The following is a 25,701-nucleotide window of genomic DNA, read 5'->3' on the forward strand; positions in this document are numbered from 1 at the left end:
ATAAAATATAAAGTGTTAACTTAGATGCACATGAAAGTGTATCCCTTTAAAATACCAAAACCTATAAATGAACATTTAATCGTTCAGGTCGATAAAGAGCCTATTTTCTATAATAAACTTCATCAACATGAAGAAATTCAAATAAGTCATATTATAAATGGTAGTGGTAAGTTATTGGTAGGCGATAGTGTCCATCAATTTTCAAAAGGAGATATTTTCGTAATAGGCGGTAACTTACCTCACGTATTTAAAAGTGTTCTCAATGAACAAGACGCGCATATGATTACCGTGTTCTTTACTTCCCGGTCTTTTGGTGCAGATTTTTTTAAACTCCCCTATTTTAATGAGTTTAAAACCTTTTTTAGTAATGCCACTGCAGGATTTAAAGTAGAAACAAACCAAAAGAAAATTGCTCAGCAACTTGTAAAATTGAGCTCTCAAAATAAACTTAAGCGCTTTATTTTATTTTTAGAATTATTAGATGAACTAGGGCGAGCAAATACGCAAACATTGAGTCGGTTTGTTTATTCCAAGTCATTAAGTAGTAATGAAGGTGAACGTTTACAGATTGTGTTCGATTTTGTGTTGAAGAACTTCCATCAGCCTATTTCGTTAGAGCAAATTGCTAAAATGGCTTATATGACACCAAATGCATTTTGCCGCTTTTTTAAACAACGTACCAACAAAACATTTTTTCAATACCTGATCGAGTTACGTGTAGCACATGCTTGTCAACTGCTAAGTTCAAACAAAGAATTGAACATTAATGAGGTAGCAGACCTTTCTGGTTTCAATTCCATATCTAACTTTAATAAAAAATTCAAAAAAATTAAAGGTGTTACCCCAACCCATTACCAACAGTCTCTTTCATTTTAAAACTATTAGCATATTAATTATGGTTAATATATTTTAATTTGAACTATAGGTTTCTATATTTGCCATCCAACAAACTTCACATTTGCCCACGTGGTGAAATTGGTAGACACGCTACCTTGAGGGGGTAGTGTTCGCAAGGACGTGCTAGTTCGAATCTAGTCGTGGGCACAAAAGGTTAGACCAAGGTCTAACCTTTTTTTATTTTGATAATTTTAACTTTTTGGTGCTGCTAGGCGTTTTAATAAATTGTAGATTTGTTTAATCCTTTTTCAAAAAACATGAACAATGTAAAAAAACAATTTAGTATTAGAGACTTGGAGAACCTCTCTGGTATTAAGGCACACACCATTAGAATTTGGGAAAAAAGATATAATCTTTTATCTCCTGAACGCACAGATACTAATATTAGAACGTATAGTCTAGCTAGCTTACAGAAATTGCTTAATGTGACGTTACTTTACAACAATGGTCACAAAATATCTAAAATTGCTAAAATTTCAGATAAAGAAATACCATATGTTGTTCGTGAAATTGTAGCAAAACATAGTCACAAAAGCCAAGCGATAAACGCATTTAAATTAGCCATGGTCAATTTTGACCAAACCATGTTTTTCAATACTTATAATGCCCTTCTAAGTGAAAATTCCTTTAGGGAAATATTCAAGGAAACCTTTGTACCCCTGTTGAACGAACTTGGTCTTTTATGGCAGACAGATACGATCAGTCCTGCTCATGAGCATTTTATGAGCAGTCTTATCAAACAAAAGATACTACTGAATATTGAAAAATTACAACACTTGGAACCAACAAAGACAGATAAGGTTTTTGTAGCTTTCTTACCAGAAAACGAAATTCATGATATTGGGTTGCTCTATATTAACTATGAAATTATATTGAAAGGTTATAAGTGTATTTACTTGGGCCCCACGATACCTTTAGAAAATTTAGAAGATGTACTTAAGTATTTTGATGACATCTATTTTGTCTCATACTTTACTATTTTTCCAGAAAAGGATCGTGTAAATAAATATTTGGAAGAATTCAGCAAGTTGGTTGCGGACTATCAAAATCCAAATTTCTGGATTTTGGGCAGACAGATCAATTTTATTGACGACGCTGTTAAGCCAAATTACTGTAGAACTTTTACCTCTATAGATAGCTTGGTCAGTAATTTATAATCTGTAGAATAATGAAGAAAAGTTGTGTAGTAATAGGTTCGGGATTTTCATCTTTATCTGCAGCTTGCTATTTAGCAAAAAATGGATGGAATGTTTCCATTTTTGAAAAAAATGAATCTGTTGGCGGTAGGGCTTCACAGTTTGTAAAAGACGGATTTACTTTTGATATGGGTCCAAGTTGGTATTGGATGCCCGATATTTTTGATAAATTTTTTGCCGATTTCAATAAACAAACCTCGGATTATTATCAACTGGACAAACTTAGTCCTGCCTATAAAATTTTCTTCAGTGACGATGTAATTACTATTGGTGATTCTATGTCCAAAATTTGTGATGAATTTGAACGAATAGAGCCGGGAAGCTCAAAAGCACTAAAAAAATTCATTGATAAAGCACAGGAAAATTATGACATTGCCATTAACAAAGTAGTTCTAAGACCAGGTCTTTCACCGTTAGAATTGGTTACGAAAGAAACTATTCTAAAAATTGATCAATTTTTTAAAACCATTAGCTCACAAGTTCGTAAGTCTTTTAAAAATCCGAAATTGGTTTCTACTTTAGAATTTCCTGTTTTGTTTCTTGGTGCAAAGCCAAGCAATACGCCTTCTTTCTACAATTTTATGAATTTTGCTGATTTTGGCTTAGGTACTTGGCATCCAAAAGGTGGTATGTACGAAGTTATAAAAGCAATGAAAAATTTGGCAGAAGAATTAGGAGTCGTTATAAACACCAATGCAACGGTAGAACAAATACAAGTTACTAATGGCAAGGCCACCGGTATTATATGTAACGGCAAAGTTCATCACGCAGACAAAGTACTGAGCGGTGCAGATTATCAACACTCTGAAAGTTTGCTAGAAGACAAATATCAGCAGTATAGTAAGACGTACTGGGAGAAAAAGGTTTTCGCACCATCTTCTTTACTATTTTATATAGGGTTCAATACAAAATTGAAAAATGTAGAACATCACAATCTGTTTTTTGATACCGATTTTGAACTACATGCCAAAGAAATATATGACAAACCACAATGGCCTACAAATCCTTTGTTCTATGCAAATTTCCCATCGGTAACAGATGGCAGCATGGCCCCAAAGGGTTGTGAAACAGGTTTTTTTCTAGTGCCCATTGCCACTGACCTAGAAGATACCGAGGCTTTAAGAAATCAGTATTTTGATTTAATTATGGATCGTTTTGAAAAAAGAACAGGCCAAGACATTAGAAATAATATTATATTCAAGGAAACTTTCTGTGTCAATGATTTTATTGATCGGTACAATTCTTATAAAGGTAATGCCTACGGCATGGCAAATACCTTGACCCAAACGGCATTTTTAAGACCTAATCTTAGAAGTAAAAAAGTAGGTGATTTATATTTTACAGGGCAACTGACTGTACCTGGACCAGGAGTACCCCCAGCCTTAATCTCCGGTAAACTAGTGTCAGAATTAATTATAAAGGATAATTAGTAATTTATGAAAGATACTTTTGACCAAGTTTCGTACCAATGTAGTAAAATCGTAACCAAACGATATAGTACCTCTTTTGCTCTCGCCACAAAGATGCTACACCCTTCTATACGTAGTCATATCTATAATATATATGGCTTTGTACGTTTTGCAGATGAAATAGTAGACACTTTTCATGACTATGACAAAGAAGTCTTATTTAATAAATTTGAGCAAGAATTGGAGGCGTCTTTACAAGACAGAATTAGTCTAAACCCAATTTTAAACTCATTTCAACATACGTACCACACATATAATATTCCCAAGCACCTTGTAGATTCTTTCATGAAAAGTATGCGTATGGATCTTTTTAAGAATGTATACCGAACAGATGTCGAATACAAAGAATATATTTATGGGTCGGCAGATGTTGTAGGTCTCATGTGCCTGCAAGTTTTTGTTAAAGGTGATGTAGAAGCTTATAACAAGTTAAAAGAATCTGCCATGGCTTTAGGTTCTGCTTTTCAAAAAGTGAATTTCTTAAGGGATGTAAAAGCCGACTTCGAAGAATTGAACAGATCCTACTTTCCTAATACCAATTTGAAGGAATTGGACGAAGCCTCTAAAAAACGCATTGTTGAAGAAATAAAAGAAGACTTTAAATTAGGATACCAAGGTATTGTAGGGCTGCCAGCTGAAGCAAAATTTGGTGTTTATACCGCTTACAAATATTATTTTAAGTTACTCAAAAAACTACAGGGCACTCCCTCTTTAGAAATAAAGAATGCTCGTATAAGGGTGCCTAATTACCAGAAATTTGGACTATTGGCCCGTTCATACGTTAAATTTAAAATGAACTTAGTGTAATGGATATTGTTATTTGGATATTGATTTTTTTAGGCACTTTTCTATTTATGGAATTCATGGCGTGGTTTACCCACAAATATGTAATGCACGGATTTCTTTGGAGTTTACACAAAGATCATCATAAAAAAGATCATGACTCTTGGTTCGAGAGAAATGACCTGTTCTTTATTTTCTATGCCATTGTAAGTATGTCATTGTTTTATTCAGGCACTACAGGTTTTTGGTATGGCTACCCGTTGGGGTTTGGAATTCTGGCCTATGGTATTGCTTACTTTTTAGTGCATGACATTTTTATCCATCAACGTTTTAAGTTGTTTAGAAATGCCAATAACTGGTACAGTAGAGGTGTTAGAAGAGCACATAAAATGCATCATAAACACTTAGGCAAAGGTGATGGTGAATGTTTTGGAATGCTATTTGTTCCTTTTAAATACTTTAAAAAGTAATTGGTTATTCCGCAATTAACTTATTTAATAGCTTATCTATCTTATCATTATCCCAATCTGCAATTGCGTTTTGATGTATAACGATAGCTCCATTTTTATCAATTAGATATGATCCGGGTGGCTTTAATAAGCCTATAGGACTAGGCTCACCAATAATTTGGTAGGTTACCGGAAATGTATAACCTTGTTCATCCATAAATAAATCTACAGGGGCTCTTTCCTCATTCGTAATCACGTAGAATTTCATCTTGTCGCCATACGTATCATACAAGTATTGCACATCTTTTAATTGTGCTTGAGAAGGCATGTGCCACGATGTCCAGAATGTAATAAATACTACTTTTCCTTTTGCCTCATCAAAATTAAAAAACTTCCAATTTTCATCTTTAAGCTTCCAGTCATAGTCAGTAATCTTACCTCTTTTTTCCGGTTTAATTATGGTTGGTGAAGTGGCAAAAAACCTGTTGAGCATAATTTTGCTATAATCACCCAAGGGTGTCACAAAAAAAGAAAGCACGAATGCAATGATCAATAAGGTAAAAACCGTTTGTCTCTTCATAAAAGTAAGCTAGGGGTCAAAACTAAAAAACTCCTGAATAATATCAGGAGTTTTCCTTATAAATTTTAAAAGGTTGTATTAAGATGCGTTTTCTCTCTTAATCACATTTAAAGCTGAACCTTCTCTATACCAACCAATCTGTGCGGCATTATAGGTATGGTTTACTTTAATTACATCTTTACTACCATCAGCATGCACTATTTCTACCGTTAAAGGCTTATCTGGCGCAAAATCCGCAATATCAATAAAATTAAAAGTATCGTCTTCTTGTATTAGGTCGTAATCATTTTCATTTGCAAATGTTAAGCCTAACATACCTTGTTTTTTAAGGTTTGTTTCATGAATACGTGCAAATGATTTCACGATTACCGCAGCTACACCTAAATGGCGAGGCTCCATAGCAGCATGTTCACGTGAAGATCCTTCTCCATAGTTATGATCACCAACTACAATACTTCTTACACCTGCCGCTTTGTATGCACGTGCCGTATCTGGAACACCTCCATACTCACCGGTCAATTGATTTTTGACCATATTGGTTTTCTTTCCAAATGCGTTAACGGCACCAATTAAACAGTTGTTAGAGATATTATCCAAATGACCACGGAAACGCAACCACGGTCCTGCCATAGATATATGGTCTGTAGTACATTTCCCAAAAGCTTTAATCAATAATTTTGCACCCATTAAGCTTTCATCCTTAATAGGAGTAAACGGTTCCAATAATTGCAATCTTTCTGAATCTGAAGCAACTTTTACGGTAACACTAGATCCATCTTCTTTTGGAGCCAGATAACCAGCGTCCTCAACCTCAAAACCTTTTGGAGGAAGCTCCCAACCAGTTGGCTCATCGAACATCACCTCTTCACCTTTTTCGTTGATCAACTTATCGGTCATTGGATTAAAATCCAACCTACCGGAAATAGCTATTGCAGCAGTTACCTCAGGCGATGCAACAAAGGCATGCGTGTTAGGGTTACCATCCGCTCTTTTGGCAAAGTTTCTATTAAATGAGTGTACAATACTGTTCTTTGGTGCATTTTTAGGATCGCTATAACGCGCCCACTGTCCAATACATGGTCCACAAGCGTTCGTGAAAATTTTAGCATCCAATTTCTCGAAAATTCCAAGAATACCATCTCTATCTGCCGTGTATCTTACTTGCTCAGAACCAGGATTGATCCCTAATTCCGCTTTCATTTTTAATCCTTTATCAATAGCTTGTTGTGCAATTGAAGAAGCTCTAGACAAATCTTCATAAGAGGAGTTTGTACAAGAACCAATAAGTCCCCATTCCACAGCCAACGGCCATTCATTAGATGTAGCCTTTTCTGTCATATCACTACCCACTTTTGTAGAAAGATCGGGTGTAAATGGTCCATTCAATAACGGAGTCAATTCAGAAAGGTTAATTTCGATTACCTCGTCAAAATATTGTTCTGGATTTGCATACACCTCAGCATCTGCAGTTAAATGTTCTTTAACCTTATTAGCGGCATCTGCAATATCAGCTCTATCCGTAGCCCTTAAATAGCGCTCCATAGACTCATCATAGCCAAAAGTAGACGTCGTAGCACCTATTTCAGCCCCCATATTACAAATAGTACCTTTACCGGTACAAGAAAGATTTTTGGCTCCTTCACCAAAATATTCAACTATAGCTCCGGTACCACCTTTTACGGTTAGTATTTCGGCAACTTTCAAAATAACATCCTTAGGAGCGGTCCAACCAGAAATATTACCGGTCAATTTTACTCCGATCAATTTTGGGAATTTAAGTTCCCAAGCCATACCCGCCATAACGTCAACAGCATCTGCTCCACCTACACCAATAGCGACCATACCTAAACCACCTGCGTTCACGGTGTGAGAATCGGTACCGATCATCATACCACCAGGGAAAGCATAATTTTCCAATACCACTTGGTGAATAATACCTGCACCCGGTTTCCAGAAACCTATTCCATATTTGTTTGAAACAGACTCAAGAAAGTCGAAAACTTCAGCACTTGTGGAATTGGCAGATTTTAAATCTGCAGTTGCCCCACTTTTAGCCTGGATCAAGTGATCACAATGAACTGTAGTAGGTACTGCAACTTTTGGCTTCCCAGCTTGCATAAATTGCAATAACGCCATTTGTGCCGTAGCATCTTGACAAGCAATACGATCAGGAGCAAAATCTACATAGTCCTTTCCTCTGGTAAATGCTTCAGTAGGGCTACCATCCCATAAATGAGAATACAAAATCTTTTCTGAAAGAGTAAGTGGTTTGCCCACTACCTCTCTTGCTTTGTCTACACGTTCCGCCATGGAAGCATAAACCTTCTTAATCATATCTATGTCAAAAGCCATAAAATTTATTTATAAAATTGTTAATCTATCTTATCCGTACAAGATACGAAATGTACGTTGAATTTAAGAGCGCATATGAAATTAAGAATGATTATAAAAAATGGAAGAAAAAAAGCCCGAGCAAACATGCCCGGGCTTTCCATTATGCTATATACAATGTATTATCTCACCAACTGTTTTGTTGATGGCTTAAACTTCGTTAAAACAATACCGTCTACCGCTGCTTCATATTCTGCCATAGTTGGCGTTCTTCCTAAAATGGTAGATAGCACCACTACAGGGGTAGAAGACAATAAAGATTCTCCTTTTTTCTCACCAGAATCTTTTACGACCCTTCCTTGGAACAAACGAGTTGATGTAGCCATAACCGTGTCTCCTGGCTCTGCTTTTTCTTGGTTACCCATACAAAGGTTACAGCCTGGTCTTTCTAGATAAAGCATGTTTTCATACTTAGTACGTGCCAATCCTTTTGGTGCACTATCATCAAATTCAAATCCTGAATACTTTTGAAGTACTTCCCAATCACCTTCTTCTTTTAACTCGTCTACAATATTATATGTTGGTGGTGCTACAACTAATGGCGCCTGGAAGGTTACTTTGCCTTGTTGTGCCTCAATATTTTTCAACATTTGAGCCAAAATTTTCATATCGCCTTTATGCACCATACAAGACCCTACGAAACCTAGGTCCACCTTTTTGGTTCCACCATAGTAAGATAAAGGTCTAATAGTATCATGCGTATAACGCTTGGAAACATCTTCGTTATTTACATCTGGATCAGCAATCATTGGTTCAGCTATCTCATCTAAATCGATAATAACTTCTGCATGATACTTAGCATTAGCATCTGGTCGTAATGATGGTCTAATACCGGTTTTAAGCTCAGTAATTCTGGTTTCCGCTTTTTCTACAAGTCCCTTTAAAACTTGCTTGGCGTTATCCATGCCTTTATCAATCATTATCTGAATACGGCCTTTAGCAATTTCAAGAGATTCTATCAATGTCTCATCCTCAGAGATGCAGATAGATGCCTTAGCCTTCATCTCTGCTGTCCAATCAGTAAAGGTAAATGCTTGATCAGCTGTTAAAGTACCAATATGAACCTCGATTACACGACCTTGAAATACGTTTTCACCACCAAACTGCTTTAGCATTTGTTGTTGTGTCGCATGAACTACATCACGAAAATCCATGTAAGACTTCATTTGCCCTTTAAAGGTAACTTTTACCGACTCAGGAATAGGCATAGAAGCCTCACCTGTAGCCAATGCCAAAGCAACGGTACCAGAATCAGCACCAAAGGCTACACCTTTAGACATACGGGTGTGAGAATCTCCACCAATAATAATATCCCAATCACCCACGGTGATATCATTTAATACTTTATGAATTACATCCGTCATTGGAAAATACACCCCTTTTGGATCACGACCTGTAATTAAACCAAAGTCGTTCATAAACTTCATAAGCCTAGGAATGTTGGCTTTTGATTTATCATCCCAAACAGATGCCGTATGGCAACCTGATTGATATGCACCATCAACAATTGGAGAGATTACCGTGGCAGCCATCATTTCCAATTCTTGCGATGTCATTAAACCAGTGGTATCTTGAGAACCTACGATATTTACTTCTGCACGAACATATGATCCCGCATGCAAAGTAGCTCCAGAAGTACCCACTGCATTCTTATTGAATATTTTCTCTACCGCGGTCAATCCTTGTCCTTCAATAGAAACCTCTTTTGAAGGCGCATATACTTGAGGTACATCTATACCCAAAACCTTACAGGCAAAAGTTTGTAGTTTCTTTCCAAAAACTACAGCATAAGAACCACCTGCTTTCATGAACTCCATTTTCTGTGGTGTAAATGCTGCAGAAACATCCTTCAACTCAACTTTACCATGATACAATTTTTTCTCTTTTGTATTTATGGTCAAGACAGTACCCGTGGCAACAGAATACATCTGTTTTAAAATTGGTTCACCGTCTTCATCAACAATAGTGTTACCATTTTCATCTTTTTGCTGTACCCAGTTTTTAAGATCCAATCCTATACCTCCGGTTACACCAACGGTTGTTAAGAAAATTGGAGCAATACCATTAGTTCCCGCAATTACCGGGGCAATATTGATAAATGGTACATATGGGCTTGAGGAAATACCGGTCCACAATGCAACATTGTTTACACCGGACATTCTTGAAGAACCAACACCCATTGTTCCTTTTTCCGCAATAAGCATTACACGTTTATCAGGGTGCTTTTCTTTTAGTTCAAGTACCTCTTTTTGCATTTCTTTGTTATGCTCAAAAATACATTGACCATGCAATTCTCGATCAGATCTTGAATGTGCATCACCACCTGGAGAAAGTAAATCGGTTGAAATATCACCAACACCGGCAATGTAGGTCACCACCTCTATTTCTTCTTCAATCTCCGGTAGTTTCGTAAAAAACTCGGCTTGTGCATAGCTTTCAATAATATCTTTAGCTATTTCACTTCCGTTTTTAAGTGCTTCTTCTAGACGATCTGTATCCGCCTCATATAAAAACACCTGTGTCTTTAAAACCTTTGCGGCTTGCAACGCCAATTCTTTGTTATCACCTAAAGCAACATCTAACAATACCTTAATAGACGGACCGCCTTTCATATGCGACAACTGCTCCAATGCAAAAGCCGGCGTAATTTCCTTCACGACAGACTCACCAACGACAATCTCTTTAAGAAATTCTGCCTTTACACCTGCAGCACTAGTAGTACCAGGTAACACATTATAAATAAAGAAATTTAGAGAATCTTCTCTATACTCATTATCTACATCTTTAATTTGTTCAATAATCTTGCTAAGTAAATCAGCGCCATCTATCGGCTTTGGATGAAGACCTTGACTTTTACGTTCTTCAATCTCCTTAAGGTAATCTTTATAAATGCTCATTAATAAGTGATTTGTATATTTAATTGGATATAATAGTGAAATAGCGACTTCATAATTTTCTCTGAAGATTTGTGGAAAATAAGAACACTATTACTACAAATGGACAGATTAATTGATTGTTGAATGTTTTATTCGATTAGAATATTACTTGGTCTTCTAATGGTATCAAAATCAAATGTCATCTGCTAGTTCATTTAAGTTAACGCAATTTCGTAAAATTACGTAATAAAGAACGCATTTAAAACTAAATAAGTATGATTGCGGACTTTTTCTCAAATCCTTTAAAAAGTAGATAGATATCAAACATTTTTCATATCAAAAATGTTTATATCCTTGAAAAAGTGCAGAAAAAGGTGGAATTTTTTTAAAGCAGCTTATCAATAATATCCTCTTCAGTGATACCTTCTGCCTCTGCTTTATAATTTTTAATGATACGATGGCGTAAAATTCCTTTAACAACGGCATGCACATCTTCTATATCTGGTGAGAATTTACCATGAATGGCCGCATTGGCCTTAGCTCCAAGAATAAGGTTTTGAGAGGCTCTTGGCCCTGCACCCCAATCTAAATATTGTTTTACATATTCTGATGCTGTTTCCAGATTAGGCCTTGTACTATTTACCAACTTTACAGCATATTCCACTACATTATCCGCAACAGGAATTCTACGCACCAATTCTTGAATAGCAATGATATCTTTAGCGTTAAAAAGCGCATTGATCACCTGCTTAGTGTTCGAAGTAGTATTTTTCACCACTTTAATTTCCTCTGCTATAGAAGGGTATTTTAATTCTATCGCGAACATAAAACGGTCTAGCTGTGCTTCCGGCAAAGGGTAAGTACCTTCTTGTTCAATTGGGTTTTGCGTAGCTAAAACAAAATATGGCAGTTCCAATTTATGCTGATGACCGGCAATGGTCACAGCTCTCTCTTGCATTGCCTCTAAAAGTGCTGCTTGGGTCTTTGGTGGAGTTCTGTTGATTTCATCCGCCAAAATAATATTGGAAAAAATAGGGCCTTTAAGAAATTTAAAACTTCTGTTCTGATCTAGAACCTCGCTACCAAGAATGTCACTTGGCATTAAATCTGGCGTAAATTGTATTCTTTTAAAGTCTAGTCCTAATGCTTGGGCAATGGTATTCACCATTAAAGTTTTGGCCAGCCCTGGCACTCCTATCAGCAATGAATGCCCTCCTGTGTAAATTGAAAGCAGAATTTGTTCAATAACCTCATCTTGACCAATAATGACCTTGGCTATTTCTTTTTTAAGCTCAGCATGTTTTACTACTAGGCGTTCAATTGCTGCAACGTCTGACATATATTACTTTTTTACCCAATTATTAGCGAAATCACAATCTTTGTTCTCGTCATTAACGCTGATGTAGGTATCTTTAATATGCTCGTCCATCCATTTTTTAATGGCATTGTACTTTTTCTCTGTAAGTGCCAGCTCTTGAATCTTTGTATAATCCTTTGAGAAATCCGCTACGTGCTCATCAAACCTATTGGTAATCTTTAAGATTTTATATTTAGGTGCACCTCCTCTTGGATCTTCTTCCAATACCGGATACGTTATTTCATTATCCTTTAAATTTTGAACCTGATTGTAAAGGGTAGGATCCATTTTTGTAAGCTCAAACTTAGAATCGAAATTTACAGGATTACGTAAAAGTCCGCCATCAAATTTTGTTTCCTTTTCGTCAGAAAAATTCAATGCAGCTTCAGCAAATGTAAATTCCCCATCCATAATCTTTTGACGAATAGTGTCTAATTCAGCCTTAGCTTCATCCAACACATTTTGAGATATTTCTGGCTGGATCAATATATGTCTCAAATCCAATTCTTGACCTCTAATTTTTTCTATGTAAATAATATGATAGCCAAAAACAGTTTCAAAAGGCTCAGAAACTTCACCTTCTTTTAAACTAAAGGCCACATCCTTAAACTTCTTATCAAAACCGGTATCTTTTGTAATACTATAGAAACCACCTTTTGATTTAGATCCTGGATCTTGAGAATATAGAATAGCTTTTACACTAAAGCTAGCATCATTATCTTCCACATCTGCCTTAATCTGGTTTAGCTTATCAACCACCTTTTGCTTCTCTTCCTCAGAAGGCTCTGGCTCTTTGGTAATTTGTGCAATTTCTAACTCAGCGCCAAATACAGGACGTTCATCTTCAGGAATTTTATTAAAGAATTGACGAACTTCTTCCGGTGTAATTTCAATTTCCTTAATGATATCTTGCTGCATACGCTCAGATAACATACGCAACTTATTGATCTTATAAAGCTCTTCCCTAAAACTAGCCTCGTCTGTTTTCTTGTAGTATTTCAACACCTTGTCCATAGATCCGATCTGCTGTACCAACGATTGTAATTGGCGGTCGCCAGTAGCATTTACCTCATCATCAGAGACCAGAATACTATCTTGAACGGCTTGGTTGGCATACAACCTATCTTCCATTAACTTACCTAAAAGCCCGCAGTGTGTAATATCTTCAGTGGAAGCACCTTGACTTTTAAGATCGATCAGCGTTTTTTCAATATCAGAATCCAATATTACATAGTCACCCACAACAGCGGCAATACCATCTAATTTAATTCTCTTAAAATTGTTAGATGAATCTTTTTTTACTGTAACGGCTTCCTCAGCAGCTTCCATTGCTTGGGCTTGATCTGCCTCTGCATTTGGTATTGAATCTTGCGCGATAGCAAAACCGGAAAGCAGCAATGCCCCTATGTAAATACTATTTTTTGTTTTCGAAAACTTCAAATTCATTATCCTTGATTGCTTCATCTAATAATTCAGTTTCTAGTTTGCGTAGGTAGTCCATCTTTCTACGGCTTAATAAAACTTGTTCTATGGTAGGCTTAATAAATGACAACGGAGCAATTTCATTAATATCCTTTGTCTCTACTATTTTTCCCAAATATACCCCGATTGAATCCTCTAATTCAAAAAATTGTGAATTTTTTAAGTACCTATTGGCATTCTCTGCGGTAATTGGAGGTATTTCTTCGAATATTCTTGTATTTCTTACCCAAATTGAATCGTTAAAATTCAGTTTACTGAACTGAACCCCAATAGAATCTAAATAACGTAGGTCATCTTCTTTAAATCTTTTTAAACGCTTACCAACTTCATCTTTGTCCAAAAATCCTTTGGGCAAGGCTACGAATCTAATTCTGGCAATAGGTTCCTTTAGTTTAAAATTCTCTTTGGCGCGCTCGTAAAAAGCTTGAAGTTGTTCCGATGTTATTAGCGAATCCGTTGCTTGGGCCACCAAAGCTTCTTTATACACACTAGTATAGAGCTCGGTTCTATAATCATCTACCAGAGCATTGTATTCCGCAAGTTTTTCTTCGGATAAATTTATTTTGGCCTTGGACAGCAGTAATTGTTTAGACGCCCAATTATTAATATAATTTGTAGCGAATGATGCGCTATCTGCCTTTGACATATTTTCCGTAATCAGTGGAGCAAGGTCTTCTTTATATAAAAAGGACTCGCCTACTCTAGCAATAGCCTTTCTTTCTTCCTCTTTTTTAAACATACCTTCACATGAGGTATAGACAATAGCAATAAGACCTATACCAAGTAAAAGGTAAAACCTGCTGAACAATAATTTAGATTTCTTAGAAAACATCGAGCAAAAATAGCAATTACCAAATCGTGTGCAAGTGCTTAATGATTTACTTAACACCTTTTTTTGGGAGTTACAATATAAACAAATACCTAATAATCAATAAGCACAGCTATTTTTAAAAATTGCAATCAACCTTTAAATAGTAAACGGGCTAAGGTTTTTTCGGTAAATTTGCTTACTTATTTTATAAACCAATACAAGACATTTTTGAACCGACAAATAAAACTAATTTGGGATTTCAGAGGTCCTACGGCACTTAAGACCGCAGAGCACCATGTTAAGCACCTCAATGAATTTATAGCACTAGAAAAAACCGCACTTAACATTACCGGTTTTAATGAAATCAATGACATGTACAGCACAGCCTTCATGGTCGTTGAAGAAAATGAAATGATCAAGGTAAGAGATTTATTAAAACCGCACAGAGGTGAAGTCTACACACCTTAATCTGACACCTATTACATGAAACATTGTTTACTTTTCATTTGCTGCTTCATATTAGTTTCTTGCACCGCCGAGCAACAAAATCCAAATTTTCTTGAGACGGCCTTAGCTTCAAAAGACATTAGTATTAAAAGGGTGATGGACAGTATTGAGAAATATCAGGTTCAAATTAGGTACACCCAAATTGATAGAAGAAATGACAGTGTGCTATTTACGGACTATGATTTTCAGGTAAGTGACAGTGTATACTTTTATCCGGCCAGTACGGTAAAATTTCCAACCGCAGTTTTGGCAATGGAAAAAATAAACCAGACCGACACCCTTACCATACACACCAAATATTACATAGAAGGTGACACTATTGAAAGTACCGTTGCAGATGATGTCAATGAGATATTTGCCGTCAGTGATAATTTAGCCAATAATAGATTAATAGAATTTTTAGGTTTTGAAACCATCAACCAAAGTTTAAAAAATAAAGGCATAGCTCCTGTTAGGCTCTCACATAGACTTGGTTTTCATTCAGAAGATTTAAGAACAAAACCCATCATTATTTACCTTAATGATTCTACCACCGGTATAACACAACCCATTTTAAACAAAACGCCAAAACCTTTAGCATTGTTTGAAATAGAAAAGGGAAAAGGATATTATGAAAATGATGAATATATTAACAAGCCATTTAGCTTTAAGCAAAAAAACTATTATCCCTTATCTGCTCAGCATAACCTATTAAAGCGAATTATTTTTCCAGAGAATTTTAATTTAAATGAACAATTTCATTTAAACAAAGAGCAGCGCGATCACCTGTTAAATGCTATGCACACAGTACCAAAAGAAATGGGTTATGACAAAAAAGAATATTACGATAGCTACTGTAAGTTTTTTCTTTTTGGCGACTCTAAAGATGATATACCAGAACATATCAAAATATATAACAAAGTTGGGTTTGCCTATGGAACATTAACTGATTGCGCTTACATTAAGGACACAAAAAATAATATAGATTTTCTATTGACAGCCACTATATTGGTCAATAAAGATGGTATATTCAATGATGATGTATATGAGTATGATGAAATAGGCATTCCATTTTTAGCACAATTAGGGCGCGAAATATATCAACAAGAACTACAGAGAAAAAAATAATAGAAACAAGAAGTTGACTATGCAAGATAATGCCGGTAAAACCAGAATTAACAAATACTTAAGTGAAGCGGGTTTTTGTTCACGAAGGGCTGCAGATAAACTTATAGAACAAGGTAGGGTAACCATTAACGGTCAAGTACCGGAAATGGGAACCAAAATTTCTGCTGGAGATATCGTAAAAGTAGATGGGGAACTGATCAAGGAACCCAAAGGCAAGTCAACCTATTTAGCATTCAACAAACCTGTAGGTATTGTTTGCACTACCGACACCGGTGTAGAAAAGGACAACATAATTGATTTTATCAATTACCCAAAGCGTATATTCCCAATAGGCAGATTGGACAAACCCAGTGAAGGACTTATTTTTCTAACCGATGACGGCGACATTGTAAATAAGATTTTACGTGCCCGTAACAATCACGAAAAAGAGTATTTGGTAACGGTAGACAAACCGATAACGATCGATTTTCTGAACAGAATGCGAAAAGGCATTCCTATTCTTGACCAAGTAACCAGAGAGTGTGAGGTGTATGAAGTTAGCACTTATCAATTCAGGATCATATTGACCCAAGGTCTTAATAGACAAATTAGGCGAATGTGCGAATATTTGGATTATCGGGTAAAAAAGCTAAAACGTATTAGGATCATGAATGTTCAACTAGATGTACCCGTTGGAAAGTGGAGAGATTTAACCGAAGAGGAATTAAGAGAGATCAATAGATTGGTAAGCACTTCTTCAAAAACGTTTGATGGAAAAAAATAAAGTCTGTTCCCATAACTCCAAAAATTCCACATCAACAAAATGAATAATGGTTAAATAATTAGCTTAATTCACTAAAAATCATTATTTTAAGTAAAAAATTTGCACCATGTCAACTTACAACTTCAATATTAAAAAGCCTCTTAGCGTTTACTATGTTTTAATTCTTTTATGCTGCTTGGGATTAGGAACCCAAGCAATGGTCGCCCAAAACATTAATTTCACTGAGTATACAGGAGAAGTCTTAGACGCTGACAGCAAGAAAACCCTGGTATTTGCCACCCTAACGGTTGACAATACCAATGTCACCACCATTACAAATTCAGAGGGTCAATTTTCTTTAAAAGTACCCAATGAATTTAAAGGAAACAGCTTAACTATTGCTTTCTTAGGTTACAAGACCAAGCAATTGAATATAGCCGATTTACAACCGGAGAAGAACAAAATCTTTATGGAAGAGTTTGTTATGGCATTATCCGAAGCGCAAATAGATGCCCCTAACGATGCTGAAGCTTTAGTAAAAGAGACCTTAGATAAAAAAGGGAGCAATTACTTAGATGAAAATACGGTGATGACAGCATTCTACAGGGAAACCATAAAAAAAAGAAGAACAAATGTAAGTCTTTCAGAAGCTGTTGTAAACGTTTACAAAACACCATACTCCTCTAATAGAACAGATGCCCTTGAATTATACAAGGCTCGTAAAAGCACTGATTATTCAAAACTTGATACCGTTGCCTTAAAATTACAAGGCGGACCGTTCAACACTTTGTTCGTGGACATGGTAAAATACCCTAAATATATATTTACCCCAGAAACATTAAACTATTATGATTTCTCTTTTGATACTTCTACGCGAGTAAACGACCAACTTATTTATGTAATAGACTTTAAGCAAAAGCCAGAAATTATTGATCCGTTATATGAAGGGAAATTATATATAGATGCTGAAAATAAAATTCTAACCAGTGCCATTTACTCTTTGAATATTACCGATAAGCGCCTTGCTTCTCAAATGTTTGTTCGTAAGAAACCAAAAAATGCAGAGGTCTGGCCAACAGAAGTATCTTACCGTGTAGATTACAGGGAAAAGAATGGAAAATGGTATTATGGTTACAGCAATGTTCTTCTTGAATTTAAAGTCAACTGGGATAAAAGACTATTCAATTCAGTGTATAGTATGAGCTGTGAAATGGCCGTGACGGACTGGGAACAAAACTTGACCAACGCCATACCCAGATCAAAGGATAGAATGAAATCTTCTATCATATTAAGTGACGAAGCACTAGGTTTTGCCGATCCAGACTTTTGGGGCGAATACAATATAATAGAACCAGAAAAATCTATTGAGTCTGCCATTAGAAAAATACAACGACAATTACGTAGAGGAAAAATAGACAACGGCGCGGCTGCCGCCCGTTAAAAGTTGTTTCAAGTGGGTTTGAAAAAAATTCCCTTTGGTTTTTCAATAAAGAAAATCAATGGGAATTTTAATTTTATAAGCGACAATTACATTAATTAGCCACCTCACTTATAAATTTCAATCTATACAAACGTAATTCTTCTTCCTCATACTCGCCATCAAACTCTGTCATGGCTTCTTCAAGATTATCACTATCGGCCTCTAAGAAATAATCATGTATTTCTTCTTGTTGATCTTCGTCTAAAATCTCATCGATCCAATAGTTTAAGTTCAACTTTGTTCCACTATAGACGATCTGTTCCATTTCCTTGATCAACTCAGGTATTTCAAGTCCTTTTGCAGATGCTATATCTGATAAAGGCAATTTTCTATCAACATTCTGTATCACATACAATTTTAGAGCAGAATTTGCACCGGTACTCTTTACCACAAGATCATCTGGCCTTATAATTTCATTTTCAGAAACGTATGTATTTATAAAGGCGATAAAAGGCTTTCCGTATTTTTTGGCCTTACCTTCACCTACACCATGAACATTAAGCAACTCTTCATGGGAAATAGGATATTTAAGAGCCATATCTTCTAAAGAGGGATCTTGAAAGACCACAAATGGCGGTACTCCCAATTTCTTTGCTTGACCTTTTCTAAGATCTTTTAATTGTTTTAGAAGTTTCTCATCTGCAATTCCGCCAGATTTAGCAGCTCCTACAATAGCATTATCATTTTCGGCATTGTACACATGATCTTTGGTCATCATGAAAGAAGAAGGTTTCTTTAAAAACTCCTTACCACTATCAGTTACATGAAGTACACCGTATTGCTCTATTTCTTTTCTCAAAAGTCCCGCAACCAATGTTTGGCGTATTAAGGCCATCCAATACCCCTTATCTTTATCAGAACCAATACCAAAGAATTCTTTTTCATTGGTTTTATGAGATGATATTATTGCATTGGTCTTACCTCTTAAGGTATTTACAATTTCCTTTGATTTAAACTTTTCACTAGTTCCGGTCACCACTTTTAATAGCTTTTCTACACCATCCTTAGCCTCTTCTTTTTCTTTTGGGTTTCTGGTGTTGTCATCCATATCTGCCCCTTCACCGTTAACCTCGTCGAATTCTTCACCAAAATAATGAAGCATAAACTTACGTCTAGACATAGAGGTTTCTGCATAGGCTACAACTTCTTGCAACAGCGCATTTCCTATCTCTTGCTCTGCTACCGGTTTACCGGACATAAATTTCTCAAGCTTCTCTATATCCTTATAAGAGTAATACGCCAAACAATGACCTTCGCCACCATCACGGCCTGCCCTACCCGTTTCTTGGTAATAACTCTCTATACTTTTAGGAATATCATGATGTATAACAAAACGAACATCTGGCTTGTCTATACCCATACCAAAAGCAATAGTGGCCACAACCACATCTACATCTTCCATCAAGAACATATCTTGGTATTTAGATCTAGTTTTAGCATCAAAACCGGCGTGATACGGCACGGCACTTACGCCATTTACCTGTAAAACCTGGGCCAATTCTTCTACCTTTTTTCGGCTTAGACAATATATAATACCGGATTTACCTGAATTTTGTTTTACAAAACGGATGATATCCGCCTCAATATTCTCCGTTTTGGTACGTACCTCATAAAACAAATTGGGTCTATTGAAAGATGCCTTGAACAAAGTGGCTCCACCAATTCCTAAATTCTTTATGATGTCTTCCTGCACTTTAGGTGTAGCCGTAGCGGTAAGTCCTATAATAGGAATATTATCGCCCAAACGTTCAACAATAGATTTTAGGTTTCTATACTCAGGTCTAAAATCATGCCCCCATTCAGAGATACAATGCGCTTCGTCTACCGCTACAAAAGAAATAGTAACCGAGCGCAAAAACTCTACATTCTCTTCTTTTGTCAATGACTCTGGAGCAACATATAAAAGTTTAGTAACGCCGTTGGTAATATCTTGCTTTACCTGTTTTATTTCACCTTTGTTCAATGATGAATTGAGCACATGTGCTATTCCGTTCTCAGAAGATACACCACGTATGGCATCTACTTGATTCTTCATTAAAGCAATAAGTGGAGATACAATAATTGCGGTACCTTCTTGCATTAACGCAGGTAATTGGTAGCAAAGCGATTTACCACCGCCGGTAGGCATAATTACAAACGTATTATTCTGTCTTAAAACATTTTTAATTACCTCTTCTTGAAGTCCTTTAAACTGAGAAAACCCAAAATATTTTTTTAATGAGGAATGTAAATCGATATTGTCAAATTCTTTACTGTCTGTCACATTTTACATTTAAGGGGACACTACTTACTTTAAAAATCTATAAGCGAACAAAATTAATCTTTTGCCAATCTTGGCGTTTCTAAATTATTATGCGATAATCGGCATTTAAAATTAAGTTTGTTTAATTTTGTCATCTTAAAGATAATACATTCTTTTAGGAATACAATCCATAATTTGAATAATAGATTGATTGCAACGGACACCATTATTGGCTTAGCGAAAAAAACCATTGAAACTGAGCGTGATGCTATAGCACAACTTTCATCTCTTTTGACCGACGATTTTGCCAGTATCGTAAACTGCATTATCCAGGCAAAAGGCCGTGTTATAATTTCTGGTATTGGCAAGAGTGCCATCATTGCCACTAAAATTGTAGCTACCTTGAATTCTACAGGTACTCCCGCAATTTTTATGCATGCAGGCGACGCCATTCATGGAGATTTGGGAACCGTACAAGATAATGACGTGGTCATCTGCATTTCTAACAGTGGAAATACGCCCGAAATCAAGATGTTGGTACCGCTCATAAAAAGAGGTACAAACAAATTAATTGCAATGACCGGTAATACCGATTCTTTTTTAGCAAAGCAGGCAGACTACATTTTAAATACCCATGTAGAAAAAGAGGCTTGCCCCAATGGTTTAGCTCCTACAACAAGTACTACCGCACAATTGGTAATGGGAGATGCTCTGGCAATTGTTCTATTGGAAATTAAGGGATTTACCAGTTCTGACTTTGCCAAATATCACCCTGGCGGATCATTGGGAAAAAGACTTTATCTTAGAGTTTCTGACCTTGTGAGCAAAAACCAAGTGCCAATTGTACAACAAGACGAAGAGGTCAAAAAGGTTATTGTTGAAATTTCTAAAAAAATGTTAGGGGTCACTGCCGTACTTGATGGAGAAAAAGTTGTTGGTATTGTTACCGATGGCGACATAAGACGAATGCTAAACAAGTATGATAATATAAAAGGATTGACCGCCAAAGATATCATGACCACCAACCCTAAAACAATATCTGCCAATACTTTAGCCATAAAAGCATTAGAGCAAATGCAGAAAAAGGGAATCTCACAACTGTTGGCCATGGATAATAATACCTACATTGGTGTTATTCATTTACATAATTTAATAAACGAAGGTATTTTATAATGAGTTCCAAAGCTACTACCTCTCCTAACGAGATGTCATTTCTAGACCATTTAGAAGAATTAAGATGGCATTTAATAAGATCAGTTTTGGCAGTTGTCATTATTGGAAGTGTTGCCTTTTTAATGAAAGATTTCATTTTTGACACGGTTATTTTCGGACCTAAAAAAATGGATTTCCCCACCTACAAATTATTTTGTGATATCGCAACATATTTTGGATTTGACTCGGCTTTTTGTGCCGATAAACTACCATTTACCATACAAAGTAGATTAATGTCCGGGCAATTTTCCGCACATATTTGGACATCGATCTGGGCCGGTTTCATTATTGGCTTTCCTTATGTTCTTTATGAAATGTGGAAATTCATTAGTCCGGGACTTTACGAAAAAGAACGAAGAAATTCTAGAGGCTTTATTTTCATAGCATCTTTCTTATTTTTTCTAGGTGTATTGTTCGGGTATTATGTGGTATCTCCGTTATCCATTAACTTTTTAGGAACCTACCAAGTAAGTTCAGAGGTTACCAATGAATTTGACCTTGCCTCTTACATATCTACCGTTAGAGCATCTGTAATTGCCTGTGGTGTTTTATTTGAACTACCTATCATTATTTTCTTTTTGACCAAAATAGGCCTGGTAACCCCAGAAATAATGAGAAAATACAGGAAAATAGCATTGGTGGTCGTATTGATCTTATCTGCCGTAATAACTCCGCCAGACGTTGCCAGCCAAATTATAGTGGCCATACCGGTATTGATCTTATATCAAGTAAGTATCTATATTTCTGCTATGGTATTGAGAAAAGAAAGAAAAAAAGCTGAAAAAGAAAAAAAAGCAAATAGAAATGTCAAATCAAATTGAAGAATTTAACGCGTATCGTTCTAAGATGAACGATAAGTTATTGGCCGATAATAATAAAATAGTAAAACGTATATTCAATTTAGACACCAATGCTTTTGCCGCTGGTGCCTTAGATGTGAAAACCAAAGAGTTATTAGGTCTTGTGGCGTCTACGGTGTTACGATGCGATGATTGTGTAAAATATCATTTAGAAAGTTCATACAACGAAGGTGTATCTAAAGAAGAGGTCATGGAAACTTTAAGTATAGCTACTTTGGTAGGCGGTACTATTGTTATACCACATTTAAGAAGAGCTTATGAATACTGGGAAGAATTAGAAAACCAAGAAGGTTAAAAAATCCCTAATTACTTTTCTAGCAGACCAATAACCAATAGATTTGAAAACATGAAGTTACGTGCCGACAATATTATGAAATCCTACAGAGGCCGTAGGGTGGTTAAAGGAATTTCCCTTGAGGTAAACCAAGGAGAGATTGTAGGGCTACTTGGACCAAACGGTGCGGGTAAAACTACATCCTTTTACATGATTGTTGGCCTTATCAAACCTAACGGCGGAAGTATCTATTTAGACGACATGGAGATTACCAAATTCCCCATGTACAAAAGAGCACAAAACGGTATTGGGTACTTGGCACAAGAAGCGTCGGTATTTAGAAAACTAAGTATAGAAAAGAACATTCTCAGCGTACTACAACTAACCAAATTAAGCAAGAAAGAGCAGCACATGAAAATGGAATCGCTCATTGAGGAATTTGGTCTGGGGCATATTCGAAAAAACCGTGGCGATTTGTTATCTGGTGGGGAGCGAAGAAGAACTGAGATTGCAAGAGCTTTGGCTACCGATCCAAAGTTTATTCTTCTTGACGAGCCTTTTGCAGGAGTAGACCCCGTGGCCGTAGAAGACATACAACGTATTGTAGCGCAACTAAAGAACAAAAACATCGGTATACTCATTACCGATCACAATGTTCAAGAAACACTTGCCATTACAGAACGTTCTTACCTAATGTTCGAAGGCGGAATTTTAAAATCCGGTATTCCAGAAGATCTGGCTGCAGATGAAATGGTACGTAAAGTATATCTTGGGCAGAATTTTGAGCTACGTAAGAAGAAGCTAGATTTTTAAAAACAAGAACTATTCCTTATACTTTTTAAGGTTATGTAATCCCCAGCCAAAGAACAACAATTCTAATAATAATGCGGGAGTAAACAAAGGGGATACACCGTCAAACAATGTACTTACTATTCTTCCTAATGATATTCCTCCCATAAAAAGGACATTGCAGACCGTTGCCCCGTACCAAAATTTAGGATTTAAAGCACCAAATAACCAATATAGGCCAACTCCCATATAAATTCCCATTACGGCACGTAGCATGTTCTTCAATTCTAAATCTACCACCTGAAAACCCAAAAGTTCTGGCATAACAAAAGTAGGATAGGCGCCATACACCAAACCTGCAATAATGACGATTACAGCTGAAAGTAAAAGATTAAGATTTTTAGGAATTACCATAAAACCGTTTACCATAAAGTTGAAAATATCTAAAAGCCGCCAATCCGCCCACAAAAGAAAATATAGCCAACATCCAAAATACATGTTGATGCCCTTTTAAACCCGGTGATGCATCTAATAAGTACCCCATTGCGGGTCCGGCAAAAATATCTGGAGTATAGCCTACCAATGAGATAATACCCACAGCGGTACCCGTTAAAACCAAAGGGATTCTACCACTTTGCATAACCGCGAAATACAGTGAACGTATGGCGTAAACACCAAGCGCCACAATCATAATCGAAAATATGAACATAGCATAAGAAACATTTTCAACTACTCCTAGAGCAAAAATCAAAGAACCAAAGAAGGCTATTACAAAACCTATGAACAAAAACAAACTAGGTCTAGATCGATCTGCAACAATACCGATCAACACCCCTACTGCCGGTCTTGCAAATAACAAAACAGTACCAACTTCCGCTGAGGCAACTTCATTAAGCAACATTACATCTTGAGCATACAGCGAAAAAATATCCGTAATCTTATAGCCAACATAGGCACATAGAATAATGACCATTAACAATTGAACCGATGGCAACCGCAGCACCTCTTTAATCTGCGAAGCTGTAATACGATCAATGACAATTTCTTTTTCCTGATCTGCAGGTAATTTCATGAACAACCATACCAAAACACCCACTACGGCAACAATACCTGCAGAAGTTAAAATAACATATCTAAAAGCAAAACGGCTCTCTTCCAAACTAGCGACTTCCAAATCCGTCGTCATAAAATAAGAAAACACCACTACCCCAAGTGTACCGAACAAGGCTCCTACCAAGCCCCTACCACCATCTAAAAACCCGAATGCCCTGCCTTGAGAATTTATACCGCCCCAAACACGGGTAGCCTTTATCATGGGAGACCAAAAGAGAAATATGGTAGTAAAGCCCCAAAATCCGTAAAGAACCTGTAATGTAGCATAATTAGGAAAAGTAGCGAATACCAAACCGCCCATTGCAGTCATCCAAAGTGCAATGGCTATTAACTTTCTTGGTTGATATTTATCTGCTAACGGACCACCAAGCACATATGAGACCAACGCTACAAAACCGTACACCGAAAAGCACAGACCCAAAGAAACATTATCGAGTTCAAAAACCTTTAAAACAGTAGGTCTAAAAACACGTTGTAGCACAAACGGCAAAATAAAGACACTTTCCCCAGCCAATATCAATAATAAGAGATAGTACCAGGGTGCTTTTTCAGGTTGTTTCATTTTACTTTTATAGGAATCCAAACTTCTTCTTCTGAGTTGGGATCGTTGTTTTTATATTTTGCTCCAAGCACTTCAAAATGTGGGCGACCATCTAATTGATATTCTGAGTTAGGAATCCATTCCCCATAAATATATTGAAAGAAAGCAGGTGCGTTTTGTGCACTTCCTGTATAATGAAATACGGCATATAAGCCAGTTTCCAATAGCAACATGTTCATGCCTTCGGGAATATGATCCACTTCATCAACCTCAACACAAGCCCACTTTACAAATTCGCTACCAGCGCTAAATCGTTCAAAATAATGGCTAGGATATTGTTGCAGTGATATAAAATCTTCAGACGCCCTATGATCCACTTCCTTACTAAGTTGCCTAAACGTTTTCCAAAGTTGAGGGGTTTTATTATCTAACAAACTCATTTCAACAGATAATCCTATCAACTTTTTTTCTTTAAGGGTAATAATCTTAGGAATCATATTTCTACAGCTATTCTCCAAACTTAAGAAATTCATATAGAACAGT

The 25,701-nt window shown here is 36.3% G+C and carries 23 protein-coding genes and 1 tRNA gene; 14 read left to right on the forward strand and 10 right to left on the reverse strand.

The window, feature by feature from the left end:
• Window positions 1-30 precede the first annotated feature (30 nt).
• The 6 genes from CSC80_RS00340 (at window position 31) to CSC80_RS00365 (ending at window position 4,815) form a co-directional block, all read left to right on the forward strand.
• On the forward strand, window positions 31-876 hold the full coding sequence (locus CSC80_RS00340) for an AraC family transcriptional regulator (RefSeq protein WP_099188976.1): 846 nt from the start codon (window positions 31-33) through the stop codon (window positions 874-876).
• Window positions 877-960: 84 nt separating this feature from the next.
• Window positions 961-1,044: transfer RNA gene (locus CSC80_RS00345), tRNA-Leu, on the forward strand.
• Between the two features lie 110 nt (window positions 1,045-1,154).
• Entirely contained in the window at window positions 1,155-2,054 is a 900-nt protein-coding gene (locus tag CSC80_RS00350) for a MerR family transcriptional regulator (protein ID WP_071341675.1), read from the forward strand.
• An 11-nt stretch (window positions 2,055-2,065) separates the two neighbouring features.
• Window positions 2,066-3,523, forward strand: coding sequence for a phytoene desaturase family protein (gene crtI, locus CSC80_RS00355; protein WP_099188978.1), 1,458 nt, complete (start codon window positions 2,066-2,068; stop codon window positions 3,521-3,523).
• A 6-nt stretch (window positions 3,524-3,529) separates the two neighbouring features.
• Window positions 3,530-4,369: a phytoene/squalene synthase family protein gene (locus CSC80_RS00360; RefSeq protein WP_074672864.1), complete on the forward strand. Its 840-nt coding sequence runs from the start codon at window positions 3,530-3,532 to the stop codon at window positions 4,367-4,369.
• Window positions 4,369-4,815 carry a sterol desaturase family protein gene (locus CSC80_RS00365; RefSeq protein ID WP_058103451.1) on the forward strand — a complete coding sequence of 149 codons (447 nt, stop codon included), beginning with the start codon at window positions 4,369-4,371 and terminating at the stop codon, window positions 4,813-4,815. The genes CSC80_RS00360 and CSC80_RS00365 overlap by 1 nt, the downstream gene beginning before the upstream one ends.
• Window positions 4,816-4,819: 4 nt before the next feature.
• On the opposite strand, the gene CSC80_RS00370 is transcribed toward CSC80_RS00365, so the two are convergent.
• From CSC80_RS00370 to CSC80_RS00395, 6 genes are all read right to left on the reverse strand, one after another.
• On the reverse strand, window positions 4,820-5,374 hold the full coding sequence (locus CSC80_RS00370) for a TlpA disulfide reductase family protein (RefSeq protein WP_099188980.1): 555 nt from the start codon (window positions 5,372-5,374) through the stop codon (window positions 4,820-4,822).
• A gap of 78 nt (window positions 5,375-5,452) precedes the next feature.
• Complete coding sequence (locus tag CSC80_RS00375; RefSeq protein WP_074672858.1) at window positions 5,453-7,726, reverse strand: aconitate hydratase; 2,274 nt, start codon at window positions 7,724-7,726, stop codon at window positions 5,453-5,455.
• A 161-nt stretch (window positions 7,727-7,887) separates the two neighbouring features.
• A complete protein-coding gene (locus CSC80_RS00380) occupies window positions 7,888-10,662 on the reverse strand; it encodes a bifunctional aconitate hydratase 2/2-methylisocitrate dehydratase (RefSeq protein WP_099188982.1) in 2,775 nt (924 codons plus the stop codon).
• A gap of 364 nt (window positions 10,663-11,026) precedes the next feature.
• Window positions 11,027-11,980: an AAA family ATPase gene (locus CSC80_RS00385; protein WP_058103455.1), complete on the reverse strand. Its 954-nt coding sequence runs from the start codon at window positions 11,978-11,980 to the stop codon at window positions 11,027-11,029.
• A gap of 3 nt (window positions 11,981-11,983) precedes the next feature.
• Complete coding sequence (locus CSC80_RS00390; protein ID WP_236973290.1) at window positions 11,984-13,444, reverse strand: peptidylprolyl isomerase; 1,461 nt, start codon at window positions 13,442-13,444, stop codon at window positions 11,984-11,986.
• On the reverse strand, window positions 13,413-14,312 hold the full coding sequence (locus CSC80_RS00395) for a peptidylprolyl isomerase (protein ID WP_099188986.1): 900 nt from the start codon (window positions 14,310-14,312) through the stop codon (window positions 13,413-13,415). Before CSC80_RS00395 ends, CSC80_RS00390 begins: the two co-directional genes overlap by 32 nt.
• Before the next feature lie 207 nt (window positions 14,313-14,519).
• Here CSC80_RS00395 and CSC80_RS00400 point away from each other — a divergent pair, with 207 nt between their 5' ends.
• The 4 genes from CSC80_RS00400 (at window position 14,520) to CSC80_RS00415 (ending at window position 18,088) form a co-directional block, all read left to right on the forward strand.
• Entirely contained in the window at window positions 14,520-14,759 is a 240-nt protein-coding gene (locus CSC80_RS00400; protein WP_058104287.1) for a hypothetical protein, read from the forward strand.
• 15 nt (window positions 14,760-14,774) lie between these two features.
• Window positions 14,775-15,905: a serine hydrolase gene (locus tag CSC80_RS00405; RefSeq protein ID WP_099188988.1), complete on the forward strand. Its 1,131-nt coding sequence runs from the start codon at window positions 14,775-14,777 to the stop codon at window positions 15,903-15,905.
• A 19-nt stretch (window positions 15,906-15,924) separates the two neighbouring features.
• Window positions 15,925-16,668, forward strand: a complete 744-nt coding sequence (rluF, locus tag CSC80_RS00410) for a 23S rRNA pseudouridine(2604) synthase RluF (protein WP_099188990.1) — start codon at window positions 15,925-15,927, stop codon at window positions 16,666-16,668.
• Between the two features lie 106 nt (window positions 16,669-16,774).
• Complete coding sequence (locus CSC80_RS00415; protein ID WP_099188992.1) at window positions 16,775-18,088, forward strand: carboxypeptidase-like regulatory domain-containing protein; 1,314 nt, start codon at window positions 16,775-16,777, stop codon at window positions 18,086-18,088.
• 91 nt (window positions 18,089-18,179) lie between these two features.
• Here CSC80_RS00415 and recQ read toward each other — a convergent pair whose 3' ends face one another.
• Window positions 18,180-20,390, reverse strand: a complete 2,211-nt coding sequence (gene recQ / locus CSC80_RS00420; protein ID WP_236973291.1) for a DNA helicase RecQ — start codon at window positions 20,388-20,390, stop codon at window positions 18,180-18,182.
• Window positions 20,391-20,564: 174 nt separating this feature from the next.
• Here recQ and CSC80_RS00425 point away from each other — a divergent pair, with 174 nt between their 5' ends.
• Genes CSC80_RS00425 through lptB form a run of 4 tightly spaced genes read left to right on the forward strand, consistent with a single transcriptional unit; the run spans window position 20,565 to window position 23,528 of the window.
• The gene (locus CSC80_RS00425) at window positions 20,565-21,542 is read left to right on the forward strand and encodes a KpsF/GutQ family sugar-phosphate isomerase (RefSeq protein WP_236973292.1); all 978 of its coding nucleotides are present in this window, start codon (window positions 20,565-20,567) and stop codon (window positions 21,540-21,542) included.
• Window positions 21,542-22,402, forward strand: a complete 861-nt coding sequence (gene tatC / locus CSC80_RS00430) for a twin-arginine translocase subunit TatC (RefSeq protein ID WP_074672843.1) — start codon at window positions 21,542-21,544, stop codon at window positions 22,400-22,402. The genes CSC80_RS00425 and tatC overlap by 1 nt, the downstream gene beginning before the upstream one ends.
• Window positions 22,386-22,736: a carboxymuconolactone decarboxylase family protein gene (locus CSC80_RS00435; RefSeq protein ID WP_058103463.1), complete on the forward strand. Its 351-nt coding sequence runs from the start codon at window positions 22,386-22,388 to the stop codon at window positions 22,734-22,736. Before tatC ends, CSC80_RS00435 begins: the two co-directional genes overlap by 17 nt.
• A 51-nt stretch (window positions 22,737-22,787) precedes the next feature.
• Complete coding sequence (gene lptB / locus CSC80_RS00440; protein ID WP_058103464.1) at window positions 22,788-23,528, forward strand: LPS export ABC transporter ATP-binding protein; 741 nt, start codon at window positions 22,788-22,790, stop codon at window positions 23,526-23,528.
• Between the two features lie 9 nt (window positions 23,529-23,537).
• On the opposite strand, the gene CSC80_RS00445 is transcribed toward lptB, so the two are convergent.
• The 3 genes from CSC80_RS00445 to CSC80_RS00455 are packed head-to-tail and all read right to left on the reverse strand — an operon-like array spanning window position 23,538 to window position 25,691.
• Complete coding sequence (locus CSC80_RS00445; protein ID WP_180268561.1) at window positions 23,538-23,918, reverse strand: DUF4345 domain-containing protein; 381 nt, start codon at window positions 23,916-23,918, stop codon at window positions 23,538-23,540.
• A complete protein-coding gene (locus tag CSC80_RS00450; protein ID WP_099188998.1) occupies window positions 23,905-25,179 on the reverse strand; it encodes an MFS transporter in 1,275 nt (424 codons plus the stop codon). Before CSC80_RS00450 ends, CSC80_RS00445 begins: the two co-directional genes overlap by 14 nt.
• A complete protein-coding gene (locus CSC80_RS00455; RefSeq protein ID WP_236973293.1) occupies window positions 25,176-25,691 on the reverse strand; it encodes a GyrI-like domain-containing protein in 516 nt (171 codons plus the stop codon). The genes CSC80_RS00450 and CSC80_RS00455 overlap by 4 nt, the downstream gene beginning before the upstream one ends.
• Between the last annotated feature and the right edge of the window lie 10 nt (window positions 25,692-25,701).

This window comes from Maribacter sp. 6B07, from assembly GCF_002700155.1.
Taxonomy (GTDB): Bacteria; Bacteroidota; Bacteroidia; order Flavobacteriales; family Flavobacteriaceae; genus Maribacter; species Maribacter dokdonensis.